General features: G+C 40.3%; 31 protein-coding genes and 1 other annotated feature. All 31 genes read left to right on the top strand.

The features are described from left to right. Nucleotides 1-24 precede the first annotated feature (24 nt). Nucleotides 25-684: an RNA polymerase sporulation sigma factor SigH gene (gene sigH / locus BM163_RS07715; protein ID WP_258390167.1), complete on the top strand. Its 660-nt coding sequence runs from the start codon at nucleotides 25-27 to the stop codon at nucleotides 682-684. A 69-nt stretch (nucleotides 685-753) separates the two neighbouring features. After that, complete coding sequence (rpmG, locus tag BM163_RS07710) at nucleotides 754-915, top strand: 50S ribosomal protein L33 (RefSeq protein ID WP_258390166.1); 162 nt, start codon at nucleotides 754-756, stop codon at nucleotides 913-915. A gap of 44 nt (nucleotides 916-959) precedes the next feature. Beyond that, a complete protein-coding gene (gene secE / locus BM163_RS07705; RefSeq protein WP_089801853.1) occupies nucleotides 960-1,139 on the top strand; it encodes a preprotein translocase subunit SecE in 180 nt (59 codons plus the stop codon). Nucleotides 1,140-1,330: 191 nt separating this feature from the next. Next, nucleotides 1,331-1,867 (top strand): transcription termination/antitermination protein NusG, encoded by a 537-nt coding sequence (gene nusG / locus BM163_RS07700; RefSeq protein WP_089801851.1) that lies wholly within the window; start codon nucleotides 1,331-1,333, stop codon nucleotides 1,865-1,867. A 162-nt stretch (nucleotides 1,868-2,029) separates the two neighbouring features. Beyond that, a complete protein-coding gene (gene rplK, locus BM163_RS07695; RefSeq protein WP_062321740.1) occupies nucleotides 2,030-2,455 on the top strand; it encodes a 50S ribosomal protein L11 in 426 nt (141 codons plus the stop codon). Between the two features lie 177 nt (nucleotides 2,456-2,632). Beyond that, nucleotides 2,633-3,328: a 50S ribosomal protein L1 gene (gene rplA, locus BM163_RS07690; RefSeq protein WP_089801849.1), complete on the top strand. Its 696-nt coding sequence runs from the start codon at nucleotides 2,633-2,635 to the stop codon at nucleotides 3,326-3,328. 40 nt (nucleotides 3,329-3,368) lie between these two features. Next, nucleotides 3,369-3,516 (top strand) — a sequence feature (ribosomal protein L10 leader region). 51 nt (nucleotides 3,517-3,567) lie between these two features. Further along, a complete protein-coding gene (rplJ, locus tag BM163_RS07685; RefSeq protein WP_089801847.1) occupies nucleotides 3,568-4,068 on the top strand; it encodes a 50S ribosomal protein L10 in 501 nt (166 codons plus the stop codon). 58 nt (nucleotides 4,069-4,126) lie between these two features. Next, complete coding sequence (gene rplL, locus BM163_RS07680; protein WP_089801845.1) at nucleotides 4,127-4,489, top strand: 50S ribosomal protein L7/L12; 363 nt, start codon at nucleotides 4,127-4,129, stop codon at nucleotides 4,487-4,489. A gap of 134 nt (nucleotides 4,490-4,623) precedes the next feature. After that, the gene (locus BM163_RS07675) at nucleotides 4,624-5,223 is read left to right on the top strand and encodes a class I SAM-dependent methyltransferase (RefSeq protein WP_089801843.1); all 600 of its coding nucleotides are present in this window, start codon (nucleotides 4,624-4,626) and stop codon (nucleotides 5,221-5,223) included. A 157-nt stretch (nucleotides 5,224-5,380) separates the two neighbouring features. After that, on the top strand, nucleotides 5,381-5,599 hold the full coding sequence (locus tag BM163_RS07670; RefSeq protein WP_089801841.1) for a hypothetical protein: 219 nt from the start codon (nucleotides 5,381-5,383) through the stop codon (nucleotides 5,597-5,599). 102 nt (nucleotides 5,600-5,701) lie between these two features. Further along, nucleotides 5,702-9,238: a DNA-directed RNA polymerase subunit beta gene (rpoB, locus tag BM163_RS07665; RefSeq protein WP_089801839.1), complete on the top strand. Its 3,537-nt coding sequence runs from the start codon at nucleotides 5,702-5,704 to the stop codon at nucleotides 9,236-9,238. A gap of 71 nt (nucleotides 9,239-9,309) precedes the next feature. Continuing rightward, nucleotides 9,310-12,930 (top strand): DNA-directed RNA polymerase subunit beta', encoded by a 3,621-nt coding sequence (gene rpoC, locus BM163_RS07660; RefSeq protein ID WP_089801837.1) that lies wholly within the window; start codon nucleotides 9,310-9,312, stop codon nucleotides 12,928-12,930. A gap of 161 nt (nucleotides 12,931-13,091) precedes the next feature. Beyond that, entirely contained in the window at nucleotides 13,092-13,343 is a 252-nt protein-coding gene (locus tag BM163_RS07655) for a ribosomal L7Ae/L30e/S12e/Gadd45 family protein (protein ID WP_089801835.1), read from the top strand. Between the two features lie 108 nt (nucleotides 13,344-13,451). Then, nucleotides 13,452-13,871, top strand: a complete 420-nt coding sequence (gene rpsL, locus BM163_RS07650; RefSeq protein ID WP_062321752.1) for a 30S ribosomal protein S12 — start codon at nucleotides 13,452-13,454, stop codon at nucleotides 13,869-13,871. A gap of 42 nt (nucleotides 13,872-13,913) precedes the next feature. Beyond that, nucleotides 13,914-14,384 carry a 30S ribosomal protein S7 gene (gene rpsG, locus BM163_RS07645; protein WP_089801834.1) on the top strand — a complete coding sequence of 157 codons (471 nt, stop codon included), beginning with the start codon at nucleotides 13,914-13,916 and terminating at the stop codon, nucleotides 14,382-14,384. 84 nt (nucleotides 14,385-14,468) lie between these two features. Next, complete coding sequence (gene fusA, locus BM163_RS07640; RefSeq protein ID WP_089801832.1) at nucleotides 14,469-16,547, top strand: elongation factor G; 2,079 nt, start codon at nucleotides 14,469-14,471, stop codon at nucleotides 16,545-16,547. A 116-nt stretch (nucleotides 16,548-16,663) separates the two neighbouring features. Next, nucleotides 16,664-17,854: an elongation factor Tu gene (gene tuf, locus BM163_RS07635; RefSeq protein WP_089801830.1), complete on the top strand. Its 1,191-nt coding sequence runs from the start codon at nucleotides 16,664-16,666 to the stop codon at nucleotides 17,852-17,854. 1,240 nt (nucleotides 17,855-19,094) lie between these two features. After that, a complete protein-coding gene (gene rpsJ, locus BM163_RS07630) occupies nucleotides 19,095-19,403 on the top strand; it encodes a 30S ribosomal protein S10 (protein WP_089801828.1) in 309 nt (102 codons plus the stop codon). A gap of 28 nt (nucleotides 19,404-19,431) precedes the next feature. Then, entirely contained in the window at nucleotides 19,432-20,067 is a 636-nt protein-coding gene (gene rplC, locus BM163_RS07625) for a 50S ribosomal protein L3 (RefSeq protein WP_089801826.1), read from the top strand. A gap of 21 nt (nucleotides 20,068-20,088) precedes the next feature. Continuing rightward, nucleotides 20,089-20,712, top strand: coding sequence for a 50S ribosomal protein L4 (gene rplD / locus BM163_RS07620; RefSeq protein WP_089801824.1), 624 nt, complete (start codon nucleotides 20,089-20,091; stop codon nucleotides 20,710-20,712). Beyond that, complete coding sequence (gene rplW / locus BM163_RS07615) at nucleotides 20,712-21,005, top strand: 50S ribosomal protein L23 (protein WP_089801822.1); 294 nt, start codon at nucleotides 20,712-20,714, stop codon at nucleotides 21,003-21,005. Before rplD ends, rplW begins: the two co-directional genes overlap by 1 nt. A gap of 31 nt (nucleotides 21,006-21,036) precedes the next feature. Continuing rightward, on the top strand, nucleotides 21,037-21,867 hold the full coding sequence (rplB, locus tag BM163_RS07610; RefSeq protein WP_089801820.1) for a 50S ribosomal protein L2: 831 nt from the start codon (nucleotides 21,037-21,039) through the stop codon (nucleotides 21,865-21,867). A 57-nt stretch (nucleotides 21,868-21,924) separates the two neighbouring features. Continuing rightward, the gene (rpsS, locus tag BM163_RS07605) at nucleotides 21,925-22,203 is read left to right on the top strand and encodes a 30S ribosomal protein S19 (RefSeq protein ID WP_089801818.1); all 279 of its coding nucleotides are present in this window, start codon (nucleotides 21,925-21,927) and stop codon (nucleotides 22,201-22,203) included. A 20-nt stretch (nucleotides 22,204-22,223) separates the two neighbouring features. Continuing rightward, entirely contained in the window at nucleotides 22,224-22,565 is a 342-nt protein-coding gene (gene rplV, locus BM163_RS07600) for a 50S ribosomal protein L22 (protein WP_089801816.1), read from the top strand. Between the two features lie 3 nt (nucleotides 22,566-22,568). Beyond that, nucleotides 22,569-23,210 carry a 30S ribosomal protein S3 gene (gene rpsC, locus BM163_RS07595; RefSeq protein ID WP_089801814.1) on the top strand — a complete coding sequence of 214 codons (642 nt, stop codon included), beginning with the start codon at nucleotides 22,569-22,571 and terminating at the stop codon, nucleotides 23,208-23,210. 17 nt (nucleotides 23,211-23,227) lie between these two features. Then, nucleotides 23,228-23,662, top strand: coding sequence for a 50S ribosomal protein L16 (rplP, locus tag BM163_RS07590; protein ID WP_089801812.1), 435 nt, complete (start codon nucleotides 23,228-23,230; stop codon nucleotides 23,660-23,662). Then, nucleotides 23,652-23,852: a 50S ribosomal protein L29 gene (gene rpmC / locus BM163_RS07585; RefSeq protein ID WP_018934219.1), complete on the top strand. Its 201-nt coding sequence runs from the start codon at nucleotides 23,652-23,654 to the stop codon at nucleotides 23,850-23,852. Before rplP ends, rpmC begins: the two co-directional genes overlap by 11 nt. Before the next feature lie 26 nt (nucleotides 23,853-23,878). Next, nucleotides 23,879-24,142 carry a 30S ribosomal protein S17 gene (gene rpsQ / locus BM163_RS07580; RefSeq protein WP_089801809.1) on the top strand — a complete coding sequence of 88 codons (264 nt, stop codon included), beginning with the start codon at nucleotides 23,879-23,881 and terminating at the stop codon, nucleotides 24,140-24,142. A gap of 46 nt (nucleotides 24,143-24,188) precedes the next feature. Beyond that, the gene (rplN, locus tag BM163_RS07575) at nucleotides 24,189-24,557 is read left to right on the top strand and encodes a 50S ribosomal protein L14 (protein WP_089801808.1); all 369 of its coding nucleotides are present in this window, start codon (nucleotides 24,189-24,191) and stop codon (nucleotides 24,555-24,557) included. Between the two features lie 63 nt (nucleotides 24,558-24,620). Then, nucleotides 24,621-24,932: a 50S ribosomal protein L24 gene (gene rplX / locus BM163_RS07570; RefSeq protein ID WP_089801806.1), complete on the top strand. Its 312-nt coding sequence runs from the start codon at nucleotides 24,621-24,623 to the stop codon at nucleotides 24,930-24,932. Between the two features lie 26 nt (nucleotides 24,933-24,958). Further along, nucleotides 24,959-25,498 carry a 50S ribosomal protein L5 gene (gene rplE, locus BM163_RS07565; RefSeq protein ID WP_089801804.1) on the top strand — a complete coding sequence of 180 codons (540 nt, stop codon included), beginning with the start codon at nucleotides 24,959-24,961 and terminating at the stop codon, nucleotides 25,496-25,498. Nucleotides 25,499-25,522 lie beyond the last annotated feature (24 nt).

The raw sequence follows: 25,522 nt of genomic DNA, 5'->3' as shown, positions 1-25,522 counted from the left end.
TGTTTGCTGCAGGAGGGAAGTCTTTTGAACGAGTCTCATTACACGATTAACAGTCAACAGGAAGCGTATAAGAAGATGGATGATGTCCGGTTAATTGATGCTGTTCAAAATGGGGATTCTTCTGCCTTAGATTACTTAATTCGTAAATATCGCGGGTTTGTTCGAGCGAAAGCAAGTACATATTTTTTAGTAGGTGCAGATTATGATGATCTTATCCAAGAAGGAATGATTGGGTTATACAAAGCCATTAGAGATTTCAAACAAGATAAAGACGCGTCGTTTAAGGCATTTGCCGAGGTGTGTGTCACAAGACAAATTATTACGGCGATTAAATCAGCTACAAGAATGAAGCACGGGCCGTTGAATTCGTATGTTTCATTGGATAAACCGGTTTTTGATGAGGATTCCGAACGTACGTTAATTGACATAATTGCGAATGAGCAAGATGTTATTGACCCGGAGGCGCTTTTAATTAGCCGTGAAAGGTATCAGGTCGTAGAAGAAAAGCTCGGCGCGGTCCTTAGTGAATTAGAACGAGAAGTCTTGATGTTGTATCTTGATGGACGTAGTTACCAAGAGATTTCAGAATTGCTTAATCGCCATGTTAAAGCGATTGATAACGCGCTTCAGCGTATTAAAAAGAAATTCGAGCGTTATTTAGAAGAAGTTGTTATCCTGCTTTAGTTGGATTTTTTCTACTGATAGCGTTGACACAAATAGGTGAAGGTGCTACATTAGGTAAGATAGTAATCTATGAGGGTGAACAAGATGAAAAAGAAGATTGTACTCGCTTGTGCAGAATGCCTGAGTCGAAATTATCACTCAGATAAACATACACAACAAACAGAACGATTAGAATTGAAAAAGTTCTGTAAAAAGTGTAATAAACACACCGTACATCGCGAAACAAAATAACCGCGTTGTGAAGAACAATTCAATCGAGTTTGGAGGAACGACTAGTGAAGATTGTATCATTTTTTAAAAACGTCTCACGTGAAATGAAAAAGGTATCTTGGCCACGACGGAAAGAATTAACGAATTCGACAATTACAGTTGTTGCGACAGTTGCTTTTGTTGCTTTATTCTTTGTCGTTGTTGATTTGGGTATTACACAACTTTTAAATCTTTTATTCGAGTAGAAGAGAGAGTTTTATGTTATACTAGTATCAACTAAGTAAGATTTATGTTGACCTGTCAGAAAACCCGTCCACTTATTGCGGGTTTTTTAAATTGGGGAAAAACATATCTTTAATGAATGATTGACCTGTTAGAATGTTCATGAGTGCTTTAAAGATTATATTAATTTTAAAATTGAAAAGGAGGGAAAACGATGGAGAAGCAGTGGTTTGTTGTGCATACGTATTCAGGTTATGAGAACAAAGTAAAAACCAACTTAGAAAAACGTCTAGCATCAATGGGAATGGAGGATAAAATCTTCCGCATCCTCGTGCCAGAAGATGAAGAGACGGAAGTAAAAGATGGTAAAAAGAAAGTAGCAATGAAGAAAGTCTTTCCGGGTTATGTACTGGCTGAGATGATTATGACAGATGATTCATGGTATGTCGTAAGAAATACGCCGGGAGTGACAGGTTTCGTTGGTTCAACCGGATCAGGCTCAAAGCCGACACCGTTATTACCGGAAGAGGCTGAAACTATTCTTAAACGGATGGGTATGAAGGAAACGGTTATCGACTTTAACTTTAATGTCGGTGACCAAGTAACGGTGACTGATGGATCATTTGAAGGTCGTGAAGCAGTTGTTCAGGAATTAGACCTTGACCACCAGAAAGCGAAAGTGCTAATTGATCTCTTTGGACGTGAAACACCAGTAGAGTTAGATTTTAAACAAATAAAGCATATGGATTAAGTTTTTTATTTTTTTATGTACTCGACCCTTGCATTATTTCAAAGAGCATGATAAAATTCTAATGTTCTTATATGCCTCGAGTATAAGGTTAGATAGAATATGAAATTGAGTGGGAGGGGTAAAACCCTGTGACCACATCACGGACTTAAGGAGGTGTGTCTCGTGGCTAAAAAAGTAATCAAAGTAGTAAAACTTCAAATTCCAGCGGGCAAAGCAAACCCGGCACCACCAGTTGGACCAGCATTAGGTCAAGCAGGTGTTAACATCATGGGATTCTGTAAAGAATTTAACGCTCGTACGCAAGAGCAAGCTGGATTGATTATTCCGGTAGAAATTACGGTATTTGAAGACCGTTCATTTACATTCATCACAAAAACTCCGCCGGCTGCTGTATTGCTTAAGAAAGCAGCGGGTATCGAAACTGCATCAGGTGAACCAAACCGCAACAAAGTTGCAACGTTGAAGCGCGATCAAGTAAAAGAAATCGCTGAAACAAAAATGCCTGATTTAAACGCAGCTGATGTTGAAGCAGCTATGCGTATGGTTGAAGGTACTGCACGTAGTATGGGTATCGTTATCGAAGACTAATATACGTGTGTAGATTTGTGAAGAAGGTTGCGTTTATGACGTCCGTCATTTCGCAACCTTTTTGTAGGCAGATAAGCTAGGGGCATAGTCAACTAGTGCTTGCGCATTCGTGCGCAAGATCCGCTTTTTTAAGTGGGAGGTTTAACCGTTAAAACCACATTCAAGGAGGAAATGAAAATGGCTAAAAAAACTAAAAAGCAACAAGCTGCTTTAGAAACAGTAGATCGTACAAAATTGTATGGTGTTGAAGAGGCGCTTAAATTAGTAAAAGAAAATGCAACAGCTAAGTTCGACGAAACAGTTGAAGCTGCATTCCGCTTAGGGGTTGACCCTAAGAAAGCTGACCAACAAATCCGTAGCGCGATGGTTCTTCCACACGGTACTGGTAAAACACAAACTGTTTTAGTATTTGCAAAAGGTGATAAAGCTAAAGAAGCTGAAGCAGCTGGAGCAGATTACGTAGGTGATCAAGATCTTATCAATAAAATCAACCAAGGATGGTTTGAATTCGACGTTATCGTTGCAACGCCAGACATGATGGCTGAAGTTGGTAAACTTGGACGTGTATTAGGACCTAAAGGTCTTATGCCGAACCCTAAAACAGGTACAGTAACATTCGATGTTGAAAAAGCTGTTAACGAAATTAAAGCAGGTAAAGTTGAATACCGTGTTGATCGTCAATCAAACGTGCATGTACCAATTGGTAAAGCTTCATTTGATTTAGAGAAACTGGTTGAAAACTTTAATGCGCTTGCTAACACAATCGTAAAAGCTAAGCCGCAATCTTCTAAAGGTATCTACATGAAGAATGTGTCAGTAACATCAACAATGGGCCCTGGTGTCAAAGTTGACCCAGCAAACTTCGCAAAATAATACTTGACTTTAATCGATTGTTTAGCTATAATCGACAAGGTTAAAATAATACGTTATACCGTAGACAGCAGGGGCTTTATGCTTAATCAGCCTGCCGAGGTGTTGAATAAAGAGAACGTCGTTCTCTTATCTATTCACGCAATTTCCCCTCACGTCTACTATCGGCGTGAGGTTTTTTATTGATTTCAATAAAAGAACGCGGATCGGTATGATGTTTAATTCTGGTAGGAGGTGGAACAATGTCAAAAGTTATCGAGAAAAAGAAACAGGTTGTTTCTGAAATCGCAACAAAACTTCGTGAAAGTGAATCAACGATCTTAGTTGACTATCGTGGTCTTGATGTAGCGGAAGTTACTGAATTACGTAAGCAACTTCGTGAAGCTGGCGTAGAATTCAAAGTGTACAAAAACACAATGTCTCGTCGCGCTGCTGAAGAAGCTGAACTTTCAGAATTAAATGAAGTGTTAGTAGGACCTACTGCGATCGCCTTCAGTAATGAAGATGTCGTAGCGCCAGCTAAAGTGTTAAATGATTTTGCGAAAAAGCATGAAGCATTGGAAATCAAAGGTGGCGTCATCCAAGGTAACGTTGCATCAGTTGAGCAAATTAAAGAACTTGCAGACTTACCAAGTTACGAAGGTTTACTTTCAATGGTACTCAGCGTACTACAAGCGCCAATGCGCAACTTCGCTTATGCAGCAAAAGCTGTTGCAGAGCAAAAAGAAGAACAAGGTGCTTAATGAGCATCGTAGCCTAAATATGGCTTAAAAAATAAAACAATTCTAGGAGGAAATAAACATGTCACACGAACAAATTATCGAAGCAATCAAAGCAATGACTGTTCTTGAATTAAACGATTTAGTAAAAGCAATTGAAGAAGAATTTGGTGTAACTGCAGCTGCTCCAGTAGCAGTAGCGGGTGCTGCAGGTGGCGAAGCTGCTGAAGAGCAAACTGAATTTGACGTAGTATTAGAAAGCGCTGGCGCTTCTAAGATTAAAGTTGTTAAAGCGGTACGCGAAATCACTGGTCTTGGTCTTAAAGATGCTAAAGATTTAGTAGATAACGCTCCTGGCGCTATTAAAGAAGGCGTTTCTAAAGAAGAAGCTGAAGAAATGAAAGCTAAGCTTGAAGAAGCAGGCGCAAGCGTAAATTTAAAATAGTCAATTGACTATCTGAATAATGAAGGCTCGTCTTTATAGGCGGGCTTTTATTTTTCGTTAATTATGGCTAGAATGACAAAAAAGTCTTAAGGGTTATAGGATGAAAATAGTGAACTGTAAAAGCAGGTGATTAAATGTCAGAACAATACTTTACACATAAGCCTCAAGCCAAAAGTGATCCGAAAAAATGGGAATTTATGCTGAAAGGTCATCGGTTCAAGTTTACAAGTGATATTGGTGTGTTTTCAAAAAATGAAGTGGACTTTGGTTCGAGAACGTTAATAGAGGCGTTTTGTGCGCCTGATATTGAAGGGGACTACTTGGATTTAGGTTGCGGTTATGGACCGATTGGGTTGAGTTTGGCTAAAGCTGATCGAGGGCGTCGCTGTCACTTGGTTGATGTCAATGAAAGAGCGATTGCTTTAGCGAAAGAAAATGCCCGGGTGAATCAGATTGAGAATGTTGAGATTTATTCGAGTGATCGTTTTGAAAATGTGAATCAAGCCTTTGCGGCCATTTTAACAAACCCGCCAATTCGCGCAGGTAAAAAAACTGTCCATCTCATGCTTGAAGAAAGCTTTGAACATCTATTGCCTGGTGGGGAGCTATGGGTTGTGATTCAGAAAAAGCAAGGGGCGCCATCGGCAGTAAAGTTGTTAGAGAGCCTATCTGAGGATGTGTCTGTCGTGTTGAAAAATAAAGGGTATTATATTATTCGCGCGGTAAAGCTTTAGAGGAAAGTGTGTAAATAAATTGACTATCTCTTGCCATTGTGATAATATAGAAAAATGCCAATAGCACGTTTTTTCTGTGGAGAAGCAGTTTTTTTAGCTGGAGATGCGGAAATAATGCTAATAAAGGCAGGGATATAGAGAAGATATGGGGCTAATGATGGAACAAGGATTAACAATCGTTGATGAACGTAATCAAGAACTAATCCTTATTTTTATATGCTCAGAAATCTATCGTTGTATAGTCGCTAAACATGCTAAGTTTCGACGCTTATTAGGGTCGTTTCATCATGTTTACTATAAATATTTAACGGATAGACGTTCTGATAAGATTCCGAACGTATTATCTGACTTAAATTATACCGATTTCATTCTATAAGTCAATAGTTGACAGCTAGATGAGTTTGCGGTATAGGGCTTAACAAAATTTTTCTTGATTAAGCTTTTTTGTTTTTTATTCTTGATTTGAGGGGTGAAGCAGTTGACAGGTCAACTAGTTCAGTATGGACGACACCGCCAGCGCAGAAGCTACGCACGAATTCATGAGGTACTTGAATTACCGAATCTAATTGAGATTCAAACAGCTTCTTACCAATGGTTCTTAGACGAAGGTTTACGAGAAATGTTTAAAGATATTTCTCCAATTGAGGATTTCCAAGGAAATCTATCATTAGAGTTTGTCGATTATAGTTTGGGTGAACCAAAGTATTCGGTCGATGAATCAAAAGAGCGAGATGTGACGTATAATGCGCCACTTCGTGTGAAAGTCCGATTGTTAAACAACGAAACAGGTGAAGTGAAAGAACAAGAAGTCTTTATGGGTGATTTCCCGCTCATGACAGACACTGGTACATTTATTGTTAACGGAGCGGAACGCGTTATTGTTTCTCAGCTTGTTCGTTCGCCAAGTGTGTACTACCACGCTAAAATTGATAAGAATGGTAAGCGTGGCTATGGGGCAACAGTTATTCCTAACCGTGGGGCATGGCTTGAGTTTGAAACGGACGCAAAAGATGTTGTGCATGTTCGTATCGACCGTACACGTAAACTCCCAATTACTGTTTTATTACGTGCATTAGGTTTTGGCACAGATCAAGAAATCATTGATTTGATCGGGGATAATGAGTATTTACGTAACACATTAGAAAAAGACAATACAGAGACAACAGAAAAAGCGCTATTGGAAATTTATGAGCGTCTTCGCCCTGGTGAACCGCCAACAGTAGAAAACGCTAAAAGTTTACTTGTTTCTCGTTTCTTTGATCCAAAACGCTACGACTTAGCGCATGTGGGTCGCTACAAGATGAACAAGAAATTGCATATTAAAAACCGTCTCTTTAATCAAACGTTAGCTGAGACAGTTGCCGATCCTGAAACAGGCGAAATTATCGCTGAGAAGGGCGCGACAATCGATCGTCGTTTATTAAATAAATTAATGCCTTTACTTGAACGAGATGAAGATCGTTTAGGTGATATGTATGTTACGCCAGAAGAAGGCGTGATTGAGGGAGATGTTCGTCTCCAACAAATTAAAATTATTGATCCAACAGACGCTGAAGGTGAGCGCACGTTAAACGTTATCGGCAACGCGATTGTATCAGATGATGTTAAACATATTGCTCCAGCGGATATTTTAGCAGCTATTAATTACTTCTTTAATATCCTGCACACCGTTGGCTCGACAGATGACATTGACCATTTAGGAAACCGTCGTCTACGTAACGTTGGGGAATTACTACAAAACCAATTCCGAATTGGTTTATCTCGTATGGAGCGTGTTGTACGTGAGAGAATGTCGATTCAAGATACATCGGCAATTACGCCACAACAATTGATTAATATCCGCCCGGTTATTGCATCAATTAAAGAGTTCTTTGGTAGCTCACAGTTATCTCAGTTTATGGATCAAACCAATCCACTCGCTGAATTAACGCACAAGCGCCGTCTATCAGCGCTTGGACCAGGTGGTTTGACGAGAGAGCGCGCAGGATTTGAAGTGCGTGACGTTCACTACTCTCACTATGGTCGTATGTGTCCGATTGAAACACCAGAAGGCCCGAATATCGGACTGATTAACTCTCTGTCCTCTTTTGCGAAAGTAAACAAATTTGGCTTTATTGAAACACCGTATCGCCGTGTGGATACCGAAACAGGAAAAGTCACTGAAGAATATGATTACTTAACAGCTGATGAAGAAGACAATTATGTTGTTGCTCAGGCGAACGCCCGACTCGGTGAAGATGGAAGTTTCTTAGATGAAGAAGTTATTTCACGTTTCCGCGGGGAAAACAAGAGTGTCGCTCGTGATAAGATTGATTATATGGATGTATCGCCAAAGCAGGTTGTATCTGCGGCGACAGCTTGTATTCCGTTCTTGGAAAATGATGACTCGAACCGTGCGCTAATGGGTGCGAACATGCAGCGTCAAGCGGTTCCACTTATTCAACCCCGTTCCCCAATCGTAGGTACAGGTATGGAATATGTATCGGGTAAAGATTCCGGTGCGGCTGTTGTGGCGAGCTATGAAGGCATTGTCGAACGTGTAGAAGCGAAAGAAGTACGCATAAGACGTATCTCTGTTGTTGACGGTAAAGAAGTAAAAGGCGATGTGGATCGCTATAAATTACAAAAATTCATTCGTTCTAACCAAGGAACTTGCTATAATCAACGTCCGATTGTTCGTGTTGGTGACCGTGTGACTAAGGGTGAAATTTTAGCTGATGGTCCATCAATGGAAGATGGCGAGCTTGCCTTAGGACAAAACGTCCTTGTTGCTTTCATGACATGGGATGGTTATAACTACGAGGATGCGATTATTATGAGTGAGCGCCTCGTGAAAGATGATGTATACACGTCAATTCATATCGAAGAGTATGAATCAGAAGCGCGTGATACGAAATTAGGTCCAGAAGAAATCACTCGTGATATTCCTAACGTTGGTGAAGATGCGCTACGTGACCTAGATGAAAGAGGAATTATTCGTATCGGAGCTGAGGTTGAAGATGGCGATTTATTAGTAGGTAAAGTAACGCCAAAAGGTGTAACGGAACTTTCAGCAGAAGAACGTTTACTTCACGCTATTTTCGGTGAAAAAGCACGTGAAGTACGTGATACATCTCTTCGTGTTCCGCACGGAGCTGGTGGTATTGTTCTTGATGTAAAAATCTTTAATCGTGAAGATGGCGATGAGTTGCCACCTGGTGTCAACCAATTAGTACGTGTTTACATTGTACAAAAACGTAAGATTCACGAAGGTGATAAGATGGCAGGTCGTCACGGTAATAAGGGTGTTATTTCACGTATTTTACCTGAGGAAGACATGCCTTACTTACCTGATGGTACACCAGTTGATATCATGCTTAACCCATTAGGGGTACCTTCTCGGATGAATATCGGACAGGTTCTTGAGTTGCACTTAGGTATGGCTGCGCGTAAGCTCGGTATTCATGTAGCTACACCAGTATTTGATGGGGCAACGGAGGAAGATGTTTGGGAAACAATTGAAGAAGCTGGTATGTCGCGTGATGCGAAAACGATTCTTTATGATGGACGTTCAGGTGAAGCGTTCGATAACCGTGTGTCTGTGGGTGTCATGTATATGATTAAACTGGCTCACATGGTTGACGATAAACTACACGCCCGTTCAACAGGTCCGTATTCACTTGTTACTCAACAACCACTTGGTGGTAAAGCACAGTTTGGTGGACAGCGTTTTGGTGAGATGGAAGTATGGGCACTTGAAGCATATGGTGCTGCGTATACTTTACAAGAGATCTTAACGGTTAAATCGGATGATGTTGTTGGTCGTGTGAAAACATATGAAGCGATCGTTAAAGGTGAAAACATTCCTGAACCTGGTATTCCAGAATCATTTAAAGTATTGATTAAAGAGTTACAAAGTTTAGGTATGGACGTTAAAATGTTATCGGCAGATGAAGAAGAAATTGAGCTGCGTGATATGGAAGATGAGGACGATACCTCACAAGATCAATTTAATTTAGAGTTTGAAGAAAAGTAAGGTCGTTTAGATACTGTTCAAGGGCCTAGTGAAAACTAGGCCTACCACATACTAAAAGGGAGGTAGACCCCTTGCTAGATGTAAATAATTTCGAATTTATGAAAATAGGTTTGGCATCACCAGACAAAATTCGGTCATGGTCATTTGGGGAAGTTAAAAAGCCAGAAACGATTAACTATCGTACATTAAAACCAGAAAAAGATGGTTTATTCTGTGAAAGAATTTTTGGTCCTACTAAGGACTGGGAATGTCACTGTGGAAAGTATAAGCGTGTGCGTTATAAGGGCGTTGTTTGTGACCGATGTGGCGTAGAGGTTACAAAAGCGAAAGTACGTCGCGAACGTATGGGGCATATTGAACTTGCAGCACCAGTATCGCATATTTGGTACTTTAAAGGTATTCCAAGTCGTATGGGTCTTGCGCTCGATATGTCACCGCGTGCACTTGAAGAAGTTATTTACTTTGCTGCTTATATTGTGACAGATGCTGGGGATACAGCACTTGAAAAGAAACAATTGCTCTCTGAAAGAGAATATCGTGCCTACCGTGACAAGTATGGTCAAAGCTTCCAAGCGCAAATGGGTGCAGAAGCTATCAAAAAAATCTTACAAGACTTGGACTTAGAAAAAGAAGCAGAAATGCTTCGTGAAGAGTTAAAGTCAGCCCAAGGCCAGCGTCGTACGCGTGCGATTAAGCGTCTGGAAGTAATTGAAGCGTTCAGACATTCAGGTAATGATCCTTCATGGATGATTCTAGATGTCTTACCAATCATTCCACCGGAATTACGTCCGATGGTCCAACTTGATGGTGGTCGTTTCGCTACATCTGATTTAAATGATTTATATCGTCGTGTGATTAATCGTAATAATCGCCTCAAGCGGCTATTAGATTTAGGTGCACCAACGATTATTGTTCAAAACGAAAAGCGTATGCTTCAAGAAGCTGTTGATGCGCTTATAGATAATGGACGTCGTGGACGTCCTGTAACAGGACCGGGTAATCGCCCGTTAAAATCCCTTTCGCATATGCTTAAAGGTAAGCAAGGTCGTTTCCGTCAGAACTTACTTGGTAAACGTGTTGACTACTCTGGCCGTTCGGTTATCGTTGTAGGACCTAACTTAAAGATGTATCAATGTGGTTTGCCGAAAGAAATGGCCGTTGAATTATTCAAGCCATTTATTATGAAAGAACTAGTTGGCCGTGGATTAGCGCATAACATTAAATCTGCTAAGCGTAAAATCGAGCGACTGCACGATGAAATTTGGGAAGTGCTAGAAGATGTTATTAGAGAGCACCCGGTACTTTTAAACCGTGCGCCAACATTGCACCGTCTAGGTATTCAAGCATTTGAACCAACACTAGTTGAAGGTCGTGCGATCCGTCTCCACCCATTGGTATGTACAGCTTATAACGCTGACTTTGATGGTGACCAGATGGCTGTTCACGTACCTTTATCAGCAGAGGCACAAGCAGAAGCTCGTATTTTAATGCTGGCGGCACAAAATATTCTTAACCCGAAAGACGGTAAGCCAGTTGTTACACCATCACAGGATATGGTATTAGGAAACTACTACTTAACATTAGAGCGTGAAGGTGCAATTGGTGAAGGATTAGTTGTTAAAGACATTGATGAAGCTATGACTGCCTATCAGAATGGCTATGTGCACTTGCACACTAGAATTGCTGTTCAGGCATCATCGCTCAATAACCCAAGGTTCTCTGAAGAACAAAACAGTCAGTTATTATTAACGACTGTTGGTAAATTGATCTTTAACTCAATCTTGCCACCATCATTCCCATATATGAATGAACCGACAGCATACAACTTAGAGGTAGAAACGCCTGCGCATTACTTTGTATCAAAAGGTACAAATGTAAAAGAAGAAATTCAAAAACGCGAACGTATCTTACCATTTAAAAAAGGTATTTTAGGGGACATCATTGCGGAAGTCTTTAAGAAATTCAAGATTAGTGAAACATCTAAGATGCTTGACCGTATGAAAGATCTAGGATTTAAACATTCGACAAAAGCTGGTATTACAGTTGGTGTTGCCGACATCGTTGTACTAGAAGAGAAGAAAGTTATTCTAGAAGAAGCGCAGACGAAAGTAGATAAAGTCATGAAGCAATTCCGACGTGGTTTAATCACAGAAGATGAGCGTTATGAGCGCGTTATTTCGATCTGGTCTCAAGCAAAAGATGTTATTCAAGATAAATTGATGCAGTCACTTAGTCACCGTAACCCAATCTTTATGATGAGTGATTCTGGCGCGCGTGGTAACGCCTCAAACTTTACGCAGTTAGCGGGTATGCGTGGTCTTATGGCCAACCCGGCTGGTCGTATCATTGAGTTACCAATCAAGTCAAGTTTCCGTGAAGGCTTAACGGTCTTAGAGTACTTTATTTCTACGCACGGTGCGCGTAAAGGTCTTGCCGATACCGCGCTTAAGACGGCCGATTCAGGTTACTTAACACGTCGTCTTGTTGATGTAGCTCAAGATGTTATCATTCGTGAGGATGATTGTCATACTGATCGTGGTTTAGCAGTACATGCGATTAAGGAAGGTACGGAAATTATTGAACCGTTAATAGATCGTTTAATCGGTCGTACAGCATTTGAAACAGTCAAACACCCTGAAACAGGCGCGGTCTTGATTGAAAAGAATGAAGTCATTAACGAAGATACGGCTCGTCATATTGATGAAGCTGGCATTGAAGAAGTGCTTATCCGTACGGTCTTTACATGTAATACGAAACACGGGGCATGTAAGAAATGTTATGGTCGTAACCTTGCGACTGGTCAAGAAGTTGAAGTTGGTGAAGCTGTAGGTATTATTGCGGCCCAATCAATTGGTGAGCCTGGAACGCAGTTAACGATGCGTACATTCCACACCGGTGGTGTAGCAGGTAGTGATATCACTCAAGGTTTACCGCGTATCCAAGAGATCTTTGAAGCGCGTAATCCGAAAGGTCAAGCATTAATCAGCGAGATTGTAGGTACAGTCACAGACATTACTGAAGTCAAAGATAAACAAGAAATTGTTGTCCAAGGAGCAATCGAACCACGCACATATACAGTGCCTTACGGCGCGCGTGTTCGTGTAGCAGTTGGCGATGAAGTTGTTGCGGGTGAGGCCTTGACTGAAGGGTCAATCGATCCGAAAGAACTGCTTAAATATCAAGGTGTTGATGGTGTACAATCTTATCTCCTTAAAGAGGTACAAAAAGTTTACCGCATGCAAGGGGTAGAGATTGGTGATAAGCACGTTGAAGTAATGGTACGACAAATGTTACGTAAAGTTCGCGTAACAGAATCTGGAAACACAGATGTCTTACCGGGTGCCTTATTAGAAATCCATCAATTCAAAGCAGCTAATAAAAAAGCGTTGATGAATAATGAAGAGCCAGCTGTTGGGCGCCCAGTATTACTAGGTATTACAAAAGCGTCACTTGAAACTGACTCATTCTTATCTGCAGCATCATTCCAAGAAACAACACGTGTATTAACGGATGCGGCAATCAAAGGTAAACGTGATGAACTTCTCGGACTTAAAGAGAATGTTATTATTGGTAAACTTGTACCTGCAGGTACGGGTATGCAACGTTACCGCAAGATTGAAGCGCAAACGGCAATGCCAGTTGTGAATGTTGTTGAAGAAGATTCAACGAAAACTGAAGAAACAGCAGAATAAAATGTCATAAAGGTATATGAAAGAAGCTCCTTGAAGATGTCCTGCGTTTAATGGAAAAATAGTTGTCTAACTTTTATATTTTGAGTTGACATTTACTTTTCATACGTGGTACTATATTCAAGGTGCTTCTGTTACCTTTTAAAACTTTGGAGGATATGTAAATGTCTTATGAAAAAGTTACCCAAGCAAAAGATCGCTTAATTGTTGGTACAAAACAAACAATTAAAGCAATCAAAAGCGGGAACGTAGAAGAGGTTATCATTGCATCGGATATTGATCCGTTCATGGTGGATAAACTTCTACAGCTAGTAAAGAAAATGGATATTCCTTATACAGTTGTTGATTCTAAGGTTAAACTTGGAAAGGCCTGTGGAATTGAAGTGGGAACAGCAGCCGTAGCGATAAAGCAATAGGGTTTTGGTGAATTGACTTGTTTGATTCATGAAAACTTTGTTTTTTGCTTATAAATGAACCACCTGGATGTGTGGTATTACAAAAAGTAATGAGAGGAGGAAAAAGTTATGCCAACTATTAATCAATTAGTACGTAAAGGTCGTGTGTCTAAGTCTAAAAAATCTGACTCACCAGCTTTAAATAAAGGTTATAACAGTTTCAAAAAGTCACTGACTAACCAATCATCTCCACAAAAGCGTGGTGTTTGTACACGTGTAGGTACATTAACGCCTAAGAAACCGAACTCTGCCCTACGTAAGTATGCACGTGTTCGTTTGACTAACGGTATTGAAGTTACAGCGTATATCCCTGGTATTGGTCACAACCTACAAGAGCACAGTGTTGTTCTTATCCGTGGGGGCCGTGTGAAGGATTTACCTGGTGTGCGTTACCATATTGTTCGTGGTGCGTTAGATACTGCTGGTGTTGATGGCCGTATGCAAGGTCGTTCTAAATATGGAACGAAGCGTCCGAAAGAGAAAAAATAATTTAACTTAATGATAAAACATTAGATGAAAGGAGGTTAGACTATGCCACGTAAAGGTCCTGTAGCTAAACGTGATGTCTTACCTGATCCGTTATATAACTCGAAACTTGTTACTCGTTTAATCAACCAAATGATGGTTGACGGTAAAAGAGGTAAGTCACAAAAAATTCTTTATGCAGCATTTGATCTTGTACAAGAACGTAGTGGTCAACCTGCAATTGAAGTATTCGAACAAGCAATGAAAAATGTTATGCCTGTACTTGAAGTACGTGCTCGCCGTGTTGGTGGTTCTAACTACCAAGTACCAGTTGAAGTACGTCCGGAACGTCGTCAAGCATTAGGTCTTCGTTATATTGTGAACTACTCTCGCCTACGCGGAGAAAAAACAATGGAAGAACGCCTAGCTAACGAAATTCTTGATGCATCAAACAATACTGGTGCAGCAGTTAAGAAACGTGAAGACATGCATAAAATGGCTGAAGCAAATAAAGCATTTGCTCACTATCGTTGGTAATCTGATTTGGTTTGTTCCTTGGAACAAACCAGCTTAGGTTCATTCTAACAAAACTAGACTGAAATATAGGAAGGAGAAACACATATGCCTAGAGAATTCTCCTTGGAGAATACGCGTAATATCGGGATCATGGCCCATATCGATGCCGGTAAAACAACAACTACTGAGCGTATTTTATTCTACACAGGTCGTATCCATAAGATTGGTGAAACACACGAAGGTGCTTCACAAATGGACTGGATGGAGCAAGAGCAAGAGCGTGGTATTACAATTACCTCAGCTGCAACAACTGCTCAGTGGAAAGGTCACCGTATCAACATTATCGATACACCAGGACACGTAGACTTCACTGTAGAAGTAGAACGTTCACTTCGTGTACTTGATGGTGCGGTAACTGTACTTGATGCACAATCAGGTGTAGAACCACAAACAGAAACAGTTTGGCGTCAAGCGACTACATACGGGGTACCTCGTATTGTATTCATTAACAAAATGGATAAAACAGGTGCGGACTTCTTGTACTCAGTGGGTACATTAAAAGACCGTTTAGGAGCTAACGCTCACCCAGTTCAATATCCAATTGGTGCTGAAGATGCATTTGAAGGAATTATTGATCTAGTTACAATGGAAGCTTACTTCTATGAAGATGACTTAGGTACGCGCGCTGAAGCGACAGAAATTCCTGAAGAATTAAAAGATCAAGCTGAAGAACTTCACCAAGGTCTAATCGAAGCGGTAGCTGAACTAGATGAAGACATGATGATGCGTTATTTAGAAGGTGAAGAGTTCACTGTAGAAGAAATCAAAGCTGCGGTGCGTAAAGCAACGCTTTCAGTTGAGTTCTATCCAGTGTTCGTAGGTTCAGCCTTTAAAAATAAAGGTGTTCAATTAATGATTGATGGTGTTGTAGATTACTTACCATCACCACTTGACATTGAAGCAATTGAAGGTACTGTGCCTGAGACGAATGAAGAAATTCAGCGTCATGCAGATGACTCAGAACCATTCTCAGCACTTGCGTTTAAAGTAGCGACGGATCCATTCGTTGGTAAACTTACTTTCTTCCGTGTTTACTCTGGTACATTAAAGGCTGGTTCTTATGTACAAAACTCATCTAAAGGTAAGCGTGAGCGTGTAGGACGTATCCTACAAATGCACGCGAACTCTCGTGAAGAGATTTCAGAAGTATACGCAGGGGATATCGCTGGTGCGGTAGGTTTAAAAGATACAAGTACAGGGGATACTTTATGTGATGAAAAGAATCTTGTTATTCTAGAATCAATGGAATTCCCAGAGCCTGTTATCTCTGTTGCGATTGAACCAAAATCTAAAGCTGACCAAGACAAAATGTCTGTTGCTTTAGGTAAGTTAGCTGAAGAAGATCCTACATTTAGAACTGAAACAAATGTTGAAACGGGTCAAACAATCATTTCTGGTATGGGTGAATTACACCTTGATATCATCGTTGATCGTATGAGACGTGAATTCAAAGTTGAAGCTAATGTTGGTGCTCCTCAAGTATCTTACCGTGAAACATTCCGTGGATCTGCGGAAGTTGAAGGTAAGTTCGTCCGCCAATCAGGTGGTCGTGGACAGTACGGTCACGTTTGGGTTAAATTCGAGCCAAACGAAGAAGGTGCTGGATTTGAATTCGTTAATAACATTGTTGGTGGTGTTGTTCCTCGTGAATACATTCCTTCAGTTGAGGCGGGTATTAAAGAATCACTGGAAAACGGTGTATTAGCTGGCTATCCATTGATTGATGTTAAAGCGACATTATACGATGGTTCTTACCACGATGTCGACTCTAACGAAACAGCATTTAGAGTAGCGGCTTCTATGGCGCTTAAAAATGCGAAAAACAAATGTAACCCTGTCATTCTTGAACCATTAATGCGTGTTGAAATTGTGATTCCTGAGGAGTACATGGGTGATATCATGGGTGATGTTACATCACGTCGTGGTCGTGTGGATGGTATGGAAGCACGTGGTACAGCACAAGTTGTTAAAGCGTTTGTTCCATTATCAGAAATGTTCGGATATGCAACAGCATTACGTTCAAACACACAAGGTCGTGGTACTTACACGATGTCATTTGATCATTACGAAGAAGTACCAAAGAGTATTTCTGAAGAAATTATCAAGAAAAACACTGGACAATAATTGATTTTTTTATCAATTTAAAGTATAACTTGTATTGTAGACTTCATTACCTCTAGGTAATGAAGTGGACAAGCAAGTAAATAATAAAACAATTTATTTTTAGGAGGAATTATATAATGGGTAAAGAAAAATTTGACCGTTCAAAAGACCACGTTAACGTTGGTACAATTGGACACGTTGACCATGGTAAAACAACTTTAACTGCAGCAATCTCTACTGTACTACACAACAAATCTGGTTTTGGTACAGCAATGGCTTACGATCAAATCGATGGTGCGCCTGAAGAGCGTGAGCGTGGTATCACAATCTCAACTGCACACGTTGAGTACGAAACTGATACACGTCACTATGCACACGTAGACTGCCCAGGTCACGCTGACTATGTTAAAAACATGATCACTGGTGCTGCACAAATGGATGGTGCGATCTTAGTAGTATCTGCTGCTGATGGTCCAATGCCACAAACTCGTGAGCACATCTTACTTTCACGTCAAGTAGGTGTACCTGCAATTGTTGTATTCCTAAACAAATGTGACATGGTAGACGATGAAGAACTTCTTGAATTAGTAGAAATGGAAGTTCGTGACCTATTATCTGAGTATGACTTCCCTGGTGATGATGTACCAGTAATCAAAGGTTCAGCTCTTAAAGCGCTTGAAGGCGAAGAGCAATATGTAAATGCAATTTACGAATTAATGGATGCAGTTGATGAGTATATCCCTCGTCCAGACCGTGACATTGAAAAGCCATTCATGATGCCAGTTGAGGATGTATTCTCAATCACTGGTCGTGGTACTGTAGCTACAGGACGTGTTGAGCGTGGTGTAGTTAAAGTTGGTGATGAAATCGAGATTATCGGTCTTGCTGAAGAGCCATCTAAAACAACTGTAACAGGTGTTGAAATGTTCCGTAAGCTTCTAGATTACGCTGAAGCTGGTGACAACATCGGTGCGTTGCTACGTGGTGTGTCTCGTGAAGATATCAGCCGTGGTCAAGTACTTGCTAAACCAGGTACAATCACTCCACATACAACTTTCCAAGCGGAAGTTTATGTATTATCAAAAGAAGAAGGTGGCCGTCATACGCCATTCTTCGATAACTACCGTCCACAGTTCTACTTCCGTACAACTGACGTAACTGGTATCATCCGTCTTCCAGAAGGCGTTGAAATGGTTATGCCTGGTGACAACGTAGAAATGACAGTAGACTTAATTTCACCAATCGCTATTGAAGAAGGTACTAAGTTCTCTATCCGTGAGGGTGGCCGTACTGTAGGCGCTGGTGTTGTAGCAACAATCACTAAGTAAGTTAAACTTACTTTAATAAAGAAAAGGGTAGCGCTTCGGTGCTACCCTTTTTTTGGTTGCATAATATTTGGTGTTGAAGAAAAGTTTTTAATGAAGTGGAGGTTGTTTGCATCTTAGATAGTAATCTCACATATGGTATAAAGATCAAGATGTTAGTCTTGTCGGCCCCTTATTTTTGCTGTATTACTCTTTTTTCGTTGATTTCATCTGCATAGGGCAGTGATTTTAGCTCTTCTCATTATAAAGAGCCATCTCATGCTCTTTTGGAAACGACAGTCATTAGTAACAAAATAATTTATAAAGAGATAGAACGAGATATTAACAGACCTTTTTCTGTTACTTATGGTAATGATGCCACTAAGATTAGTGATGAGCTCTCTAAACTCAATGGGATAAGGGATAGAAGAACAAGAGGTTTAAAGTCTTTGGATTCATTTAAAAGTGCATCCATCATCATTACAAAAAGCCTGCTATCGGTTGCGAGATTGAGATGGGTAGTTCAATTTCAATATAGAAGTCTCTCAAAATTCAGCAAATGATGGAGGTAGTAATAGTGGTATTGATTTTGGTAAAAGGGCTACCGTGAGCACTTAGTATTTTTATCATTTTCAGAAAATTTCATTCACCAACACCGAATATTATACACACGCGCAAAAATAATTGAAGTTAAGTTCCGCTTATGTTATATACCTATCTTTAATAATTGTAGCCTCAATATTTAATAGATGAACTGCAATCGGCTTAAGTCTTAGAAATAGCGCGTTTTTCATTGTTACTAGCGGATCGTATCGATAGCTTGATTGTTAGCAAGATTCGTCGCTAACTCATCGGGCGTTGTATAATTTCTTCTATACATACTCCGGAATGAATCCCTACGTTTTTTGATGCAGTGATATCTATGTGTTACTTTCAACATTCGTGGTGCGTGTTTTCCTTTTTAATAGATTAAATTCGACTGAAAATACCCCCTATATTTAACCTCGCATTGCATAAATAGGATAAAAAAACGTTGATATAGCAATAAAAGCGCCCCCCTCAAATATTGGTGAAAAAAATTTCGGATATTTATTATTTTCTCTTGCAATCTATGTTGTTATTCTATATAATGAACAATGTTGGTCATTAAAGGCGATGATGCGGAAGGTTGTCGGCACGCCCGGCCCCTTTGCCATGGGAAGGGTGCCAAGAAATTTCCGCGGAGAATGTCTATTATTAAAATGGGCGAAAAGGAGGGAAAATAATGGCAAATGAAAAAATCAGAATTCGTTTAAAAGCTTATGATCACCGTATTCTTGATCAGTCAGCTGAAAAAATCGTAAGCACTGCAAAGCGTTCGGGTGCTGGTGTATCGGGTCCAATCCCGTTGCCAACTGAAAAATCACTTTATACAATTATTCGTGCGGTACACAAGTACAAAGATTCTCGTGAGCAATTTGAGATGCGTACTCACAAGCGTTTAATTGATATTGTTAATCCAACGCCACAGACAGTTGATGCGCTTATGCGTTTAGACTTACCGTCTGGTGTGGATATCGAAATCAAATTATAATTTATACAATTTATAGGAGGTGTAACGGATGACGAAAGGAATCTTAGGTCGTAAAGTCGGCATGACACAGATCTTTAGTGAAGATGGCGAATTAATTCCAGTAACAGTAGTTCAAGCAGAACCTAACGTGGTATTGCAAAAAAGAACTTTAGAAAACGACGGCTATGAAGCGATTCAAGTTGGTTTTGCAGACCAAAAACCGGTTAATGCAAACAAACCAGCTACAGGACATGCTGCAAAAGCGAGCACTAATCCTAAGCGCTTCATTCGTGAATTCCGTAACGTTAGTCTTGATGCATATGAAATTGGTCAAGAAATTAGCGTAGAGGCATTCCAGGCTGGAGATATTATCGATGTAACAGGTACATCAAAAGGTAAAGGTTTCCAAGGTGCGATTAAGCGCCACAATCAACAACGTGGTCCGATGAGTCACGGTTCGCATTATCATAGAGGACCAGGTTCAATGGGAGCGGCAGCAGAGCCAGCACGTGTTATGAAGGGTAAAAAATTACCTGGACACATGGGTAGCGTTGTAACAACTCTTCAAAATCTTGAAGTAGTAAAAGTAGATGCAGAACGTAATCTTCTATTAATTAAAGGTAACGTTCCTGGACCTAAAAAATCATTCGTGAAAATTACGAGTGCAATAAAGGCTAGCAAATAATAACCGAAGGGAGGATATGTCATGCCTAAAGTAGCACTATATAACCAAAGCGGTTCGCAAGTAGGGGATGTAGAATTAAACGATAGCGTGTTTGGTATTGAACCAAACGAGCATGTGTTACACGATGCGGTCGTTATGCAACAAGCATCACGTCGCCAAGGGACACACGCTGTTAAAAATCGTTCAGCAGTAGCAGGCGGAGGTCGTAAACCATGGCGTCAAAAAGGTACAGGTCGTGCCCGTCAAGGTTCAATCCGTTCACCACAATGGGTTGGCGGTGGCGTCGTATTTGGCCCAACACCACGCAGCTATAGCTATAAATTACCGAAGAAAGTTCGCCGATTAGCACTTCAATCAGCACTTTCATCTAAAGTGAAAGAAGACAGCCTAGTTGTTTTAGAAGGATTAGCATTTGATGCACCTAAAACAAAAGAAGTTGTGAAGGTACTAGACGCACTAAAAGTAAGTGAAAAAGTATTAATCGTTACAGCTGATAAAGATGATGTTGTAGCTAAAAGTGCAAATAACTTACCAAATGCGAAAGTATTAACTGTAAGTGGACTAAACGTTCTTGATTTACTTACACATGACAAGCTGATCATTACTAAAGATGCAGCGGAAAAAGCAGGGGAGGTGCTTGCATAATGAGAGATGCACGAGATATCATTAAGCGCCCGATTATTACGGAACACTCTGCCGACCAAATGGTTGATAAGAAATATACTTTTGAAGTAAGTACAAAAGCTAACAAAAATCAAATCAAAGATGCTGTTGAAGAAATCTTTGGTGTGAAGGTTGTTAAAGTTAATACTTCTAACATTAAAGGTAAATTCAAGCGCATGGGTCGCCACGGAGGTTACCGTCCAAATCGTAAAAAAGCTGTTGTTCAATTATCTGAGGACAGCAAAGAACTAGATTTCTTTGAATCAGTAGAATAATTTCAATTAGTTAGAGAAGGAGGGAAAAAAGATGGCGATTAAGAAGTATAAAGCAACTTCTAACGGTAGACGTAACATGTCAACGTCTGATTTCGCAGAAATCACGACTGATAAGCCGGAAAAATCACTATTACAACCACTTTCAAAACGTGGTGGTCGTAACAACCAAGGTAAATTAACGGTTCGTCATCAAGGTGGTGGCCATAAGCGTCAATACCGTGTCATCGATTTTAAACGTGACAAAGATGGTATACCAGGTCGCGTTGCTACTATCGAGTACGATCCAAACCGTTCAGCTAACATTGCGTTAATTAACTATGCAGATGGTGAAAAACGTTATATCTTAGCTCCGAAAGGTATTGAAGTAGGACAACAAATCTTCTCAGGAGAAGATGCAGATATTAAAGTAGGTAATGCTCTACCACTTATGAGTATTCCAGTGGGTACGGTTATCCATAATATCGAATTAAAACCAGGCCGTGGAGGACAATTGGCGCGTTCAGCTGGTGCTGAAGCACAAATCCTAGGTCGTGAAGAAAAATACGTACTTGTACGTTTAGCTTCAGGTGAGGTTCGTTTAGTATTAGGTACTTGCCGCGCTACTGTAGGTCAAGTAGGTAATGTTGAACACGAACTTATCCGTATCGGTAAAGCAGGTCGTTCACGTTGGAAAGGTATCCGCCCAACAGTTCGTGGTTCTGTAATGAACCCTAACGATCACCCGCACGGTGGTGGTGAAGGACGCGCACCAATCGGTCGTAAATCACCAATGTCACCATGGGGTAAACCAACTCTTGGTAAGAAAACGCGTAAGCGTAATAAGCAATCAGATAAATTTATCGTTCGTAAACGCAAAAAATAACGGGGTTGAAAGGCGGGCATTTACACCCGTCCGACAATCACGAAGGGAGGTTTATGTATGGGTCGTAGCTTAAAAAAGGGACCTTTCGTAGATGACCATTTGATGAAAAAGATTGAAAAATTGAACGAAGACAACAAGAAGCAAGTTGTAAAATCTTGGTCTCGTCGTTCTACTATTTTCCCTAACTTTGTAGGACATACTATCGCTGTTTATGACGGTCGCAAACACGTACCGGTTTACGTAACAGAAGATATGGTTGGACATAAATTAGGTGAATTCGCACCAACACGCACGTTCAAAGGACATGCGGGCGATGACAAGAAAACAAAACGCTAATTGGAGAGGAGGCGCTCTTGATGCAAGCAAAAGCTGTTGCAAAAACTGTTAGAATTGCTCCTCGCAAGGTTCGTTTAGTCATTGATTTAATTCGAGGCAAAAATGTTGGAGAAGCAATTGCAATATTAAAAAACACACAACGTGGCGCAAGCCCAGTTGTAGAAAAAGTATTAAACTCTGCGATCGCAAATGCAGAACATAATTATGATATGAACGTAGAAAACCTTTACGTTTCTGAAGCATTCGTAAACGAAGGGGTAACCCTTAAACGTTTCCGTCCACGTGCACAAGGCCGTGCAAGTGCAATCAATAAGAGAACAAGCCACATTACAGTGGTTGTATCAGAAAAGAAGGAGGGCTAATCAGTGGGTCAAAAAGTTAATCCGATAGGACTTCGTGTTGGCATTATCCGTGACTGGGATTCAAAATGGTATGCTGACAAAGATTATGCAGACTTATTACACGAAGATATTAAGATCCGTGATTACGTAGAGACTCGTCTACAAGATGCATCAGTATCTAAAGTAGAAATCGAGCGTGCGGCGAATCGCGTTAATATTTCAATTTCAACTGCTAAGCCTGGTATGGTAATTGGTAAGGGTGGTTCTGAAGTTGAAGCACTTCGTAAAACATTAAATGAATTAACAGGTAAGAGAGTACACATCAACATCGTAGAAATCAAAAAACCTGATATGGATGCTAAATTAGTAGCTGACAACATTGCACGTCAATTAGAAAACCGTGTATCATTCCGTCGTGCGCAAAAGCAAGTTATTCAACGTGCTATGCGTATGGGAGCTAAAGGTATTCGTACTCAAGTATCTGGTCGTCTTGGTGGCGCAGATATGGCTCGTGCGGAAAGTTACAGTGAAGGAACTGTTCCACTACACACACTTCGTGCTGATATCGATTATGGTACTGCAGAAGCAGACACTACTTATGGTAAATTAGGTGTTAAAGTGTGGATCTACCGTGGTGAAGTCCTTCCAACTAAAAATAATAAGTAAGGAAGGGGGCACAACTTATGTTAATGCCTAAACGTGTTAAATATCGTAGACAACATCGTACAAGTTTAAAAGGTAAAGCCAAAGGTGGTACGGAAGTAGCATTTGGTGAATACGGATTACAAGCAGTTGATGCTGCATGGATTACAAGTCGTCAAATCGAGTCTGCTCGTATCGCGATGACTCGTTACATGAAACGTGGTGGTAAAGTTTGGATCAAGATTTTCCCAGACAAGCCTTACACTAAAAAACCTTTAGAAGTTCGTATGGGTTCTGGTAAAGGTGCTCCTGAAGGATGGGTAGCAGTAGTAAAACCAGGTAAGATTATGTTTGAAATCGCGGGAGTTTCAGAGGAAGTTGCGAGAGAGGCACTTCGTCTAGCAGCACACAAACTTCCAATTAAAACTAAGTTCGTAAAACGTGAAGAAATTGGTGGTGAAATCAATGAAGGCTAATGAAATCAGAGAACTAACCACTGCCGAAATTGAACAAAAAATCAAGTCATTAAAAGAAGAGCTCTTCAACCTACGCTTTCAGTTAGCTACAGGTCAATTGGAAAACACTGCACGTCTTCGTGAAGTTCGTAAGTCAATTGCTCGTATGAAAACTGTCGTTCGTGAAAGAGAGCTTAGCGTAAATAACTAGTAAACTTGAGAGGAGGTTAGCCTCAAATGACAGAACGTAATAATCGTAAAGTGTATACTGGCCGTGTTGTTTCTGATAAAACAGATAAAACAATTACAGTATTAGTAGAAACTTATAAATTCCATAAATTATATGGTAAGCGTGTAAAGTACTCTAAAAAGTACAAAGCACATGATGAAAACAACCAAGCAAAAATGAATGATATCGTAACAATTATGGAAACTCGTCCACTATCTAAAACTAAACGTTTCCGTCTAGTAGAAGTAGTAGAAGAAGCCGTAATTATTTAATTGAAAAGAATCGCTCGGATTGATTCCGAAGGGAGGTAACAACAGTATGATTCAACAAGAATCTCGTTTGAAAGTAGCAGACAACTCTGGCGCACGTGAAGTCTTAACGATTAAAGTTTTAGGCGGATCTGGTCGTAAAACTGCTAATATCGGTGACGTAATCGTTTGTACGGTGAAACAAGCAACACCTGGTGGCGTTGTCAAAAAAGGTGAAGTTGTAAAAGCTGTTATCGTCCGCACTAAGTCTGGTGTGCGTCGTAAAGACGGTTCTTATATCAAGTTTGACGAAAATGCAGCGGTTATCATCCGTGATGATAAAAGTCCAAGAGGAACGCGTATCTTTGGTCCTGTAGCACGTGAATTACGTGATGCGAAGTTCATGAAAATCGTTTCATTAGCTCCAGAGGTACTGTAAGTTCAACTTAAAAGTAAACTATACTCGTTTTAATGAAAAGCCTTGTAAGGAGGTGCGTCTAGCATGCATGTAAAAAAAGGTGATAAAGTACAAGTGTTATCTGGTAAAGATAAAGGTAAACAAGGTGTAATCCTTGAAGCTTACCCTAAAAAAGAACGTGTACTTGTTGAAGGTGTGAACATCGTAAAGAAACACCAAAAACCTTCACAAGATAATCCACAGGGCGGTATTCTTGAAAAAGAAGCGCCGATCCATGTTTCTAATGTATTACCAATCGATCCAAAATCAGGCGAGCCAACTCGTGTCGGATATGAAGTACGTGATGGAAAGAAAGTTCGAATCGCTAAAAAATCTGGTGAATCGTTAGATAAATAATTAGCGACGAAAGGAGGGCTACTCAGATGAACGCATTAAAAGCAAAATATCAAAAAGATATCGTATCATCTCTAACAGAAAAATTTAACTATGATTCGGTTATGCAAGTACCGAAAGTAGAAAAAATCGTAATCAACATGGGTGTTGGTGATGCAGTACAGAACTCAAAAGCACTTGATGCTGCTGTAGAAGAGTTAAAGCTGCTTTCAGGTCAACAACCGTTAATCACTAAAGCTAAAAAATCAATTGCAGGATTCCGTTTACGTGAGGGTATGCCAATCGGGGCTAAAGTAACCCTTCGTGGTGAGCGTATGTATGAGTTTCTACAAAAACTTATCGATGTATCTCTTCCACGTGTACGTGACTTCCGAGGTATTTCTAGCAAATCATTCGATGGTCGTGGGAACTACACACTAGGTGTTAAAGAACAATTGATTTTCCCGGAAATAGATTATGATCAAGTAAGCAAGGTTCGTGGTATGGATATCGTCATCGTTACAACTGCTAACACTGACGAAGAAGCACGTGAACTATTAACTTCACTTGGCATGCCTTTCCAAAAATAAGCTAACAGGCTAAAACAAGGAGGG

The organism is Halolactibacillus alkaliphilus (assembly GCF_900115465.1).
GTDB classification, from domain to species: domain Bacteria; phylum Bacillota; class Bacilli; order Bacillales; family Amphibacillaceae; genus Halolactibacillus; species Halolactibacillus alkaliphilus.
The sequence above is the reverse complement of the archived record's forward strand: the minus strand, read 5'-3'. Positions and strand labels throughout refer to the sequence as shown.

Coding starts and splice junctions, on each gene's coding strand:
- rpmG (WP_258390166.1), top strand. CDS start 754: ATGAGGGTGAACAAGATGAAAAAGAAGATTGTACTCGCTTGTGCAGAA.
- nusG (WP_089801851.1), top strand. CDS start 1,331: ATGGAGAAGCAGTGGTTTGTTGTGCATACGTATTCAGGTTATGAGAAC.
- rplA (WP_089801849.1), top strand. CDS start 2,633: ATGGCTAAAAAAACTAAAAAGCAACAAGCTGCTTTAGAAACAGTAGAT.
- rplJ (WP_089801847.1), top strand. CDS start 3,568: ATGTCAAAAGTTATCGAGAAAAAGAAACAGGTTGTTTCTGAAATCGCA.
- rplL (WP_089801845.1), top strand. CDS start 4,127: ATGTCACACGAACAAATTATCGAAGCAATCAAAGCAATGACTGTTCTT.
- BM163_RS07675 (WP_089801843.1), top strand. CDS start 4,624: ATGTCAGAACAATACTTTACACATAAGCCTCAAGCCAAAAGTGATCCG.
- BM163_RS07670 (WP_089801841.1), top strand. CDS start 5,381: ATGGAACAAGGATTAACAATCGTTGATGAACGTAATCAAGAACTAATC.
- BM163_RS07655 (WP_089801835.1), top strand. CDS start 13,092: ATGTCTTATGAAAAAGTTACCCAAGCAAAAGATCGCTTAATTGTTGGT.
- rpsL (WP_062321752.1), top strand. CDS start 13,452: ATGCCAACTATTAATCAATTAGTACGTAAAGGTCGTGTGTCTAAGTCT.
- rpsG (WP_089801834.1), top strand. CDS start 13,914: ATGCCACGTAAAGGTCCTGTAGCTAAACGTGATGTCTTACCTGATCCG.
- fusA (WP_089801832.1), top strand. CDS start 14,469: ATGCCTAGAGAATTCTCCTTGGAGAATACGCGTAATATCGGGATCATG.
- tuf (WP_089801830.1), top strand. CDS start 16,664: ATGGGTAAAGAAAAATTTGACCGTTCAAAAGACCACGTTAACGTTGGT.
- rpsJ (WP_089801828.1), top strand. CDS start 19,095: ATGGCAAATGAAAAAATCAGAATTCGTTTAAAAGCTTATGATCACCGT.
- rplC (WP_089801826.1), top strand. CDS start 19,432: ATGACGAAAGGAATCTTAGGTCGTAAAGTCGGCATGACACAGATCTTT.
- rplD (WP_089801824.1), top strand. CDS start 20,089: ATGCCTAAAGTAGCACTATATAACCAAAGCGGTTCGCAAGTAGGGGAT.
- rplW (WP_089801822.1), top strand. CDS start 20,712: ATGAGAGATGCACGAGATATCATTAAGCGCCCGATTATTACGGAACAC.
- rplB (WP_089801820.1), top strand. CDS start 21,037: ATGGCGATTAAGAAGTATAAAGCAACTTCTAACGGTAGACGTAACATG.
- rpsS (WP_089801818.1), top strand. CDS start 21,925: ATGGGTCGTAGCTTAAAAAAGGGACCTTTCGTAGATGACCATTTGATG.
- rplV (WP_089801816.1), top strand. CDS start 22,224: ATGCAAGCAAAAGCTGTTGCAAAAACTGTTAGAATTGCTCCTCGCAAG.
- rplP (WP_089801812.1), top strand. CDS start 23,228: ATGTTAATGCCTAAACGTGTTAAATATCGTAGACAACATCGTACAAGT.
- rpmC (WP_018934219.1), top strand. CDS start 23,652: ATGAAGGCTAATGAAATCAGAGAACTAACCACTGCCGAAATTGAACAA.
- rpsQ (WP_089801809.1), top strand. CDS start 23,879: ATGACAGAACGTAATAATCGTAAAGTGTATACTGGCCGTGTTGTTTCT.
- rplN (WP_089801808.1), top strand. CDS start 24,189: ATGATTCAACAAGAATCTCGTTTGAAAGTAGCAGACAACTCTGGCGCA.
- rplX (WP_089801806.1), top strand. CDS start 24,621: ATGCATGTAAAAAAAGGTGATAAAGTACAAGTGTTATCTGGTAAAGAT.
- rplE (WP_089801804.1), top strand. CDS start 24,959: ATGAACGCATTAAAAGCAAAATATCAAAAAGATATCGTATCATCTCTA.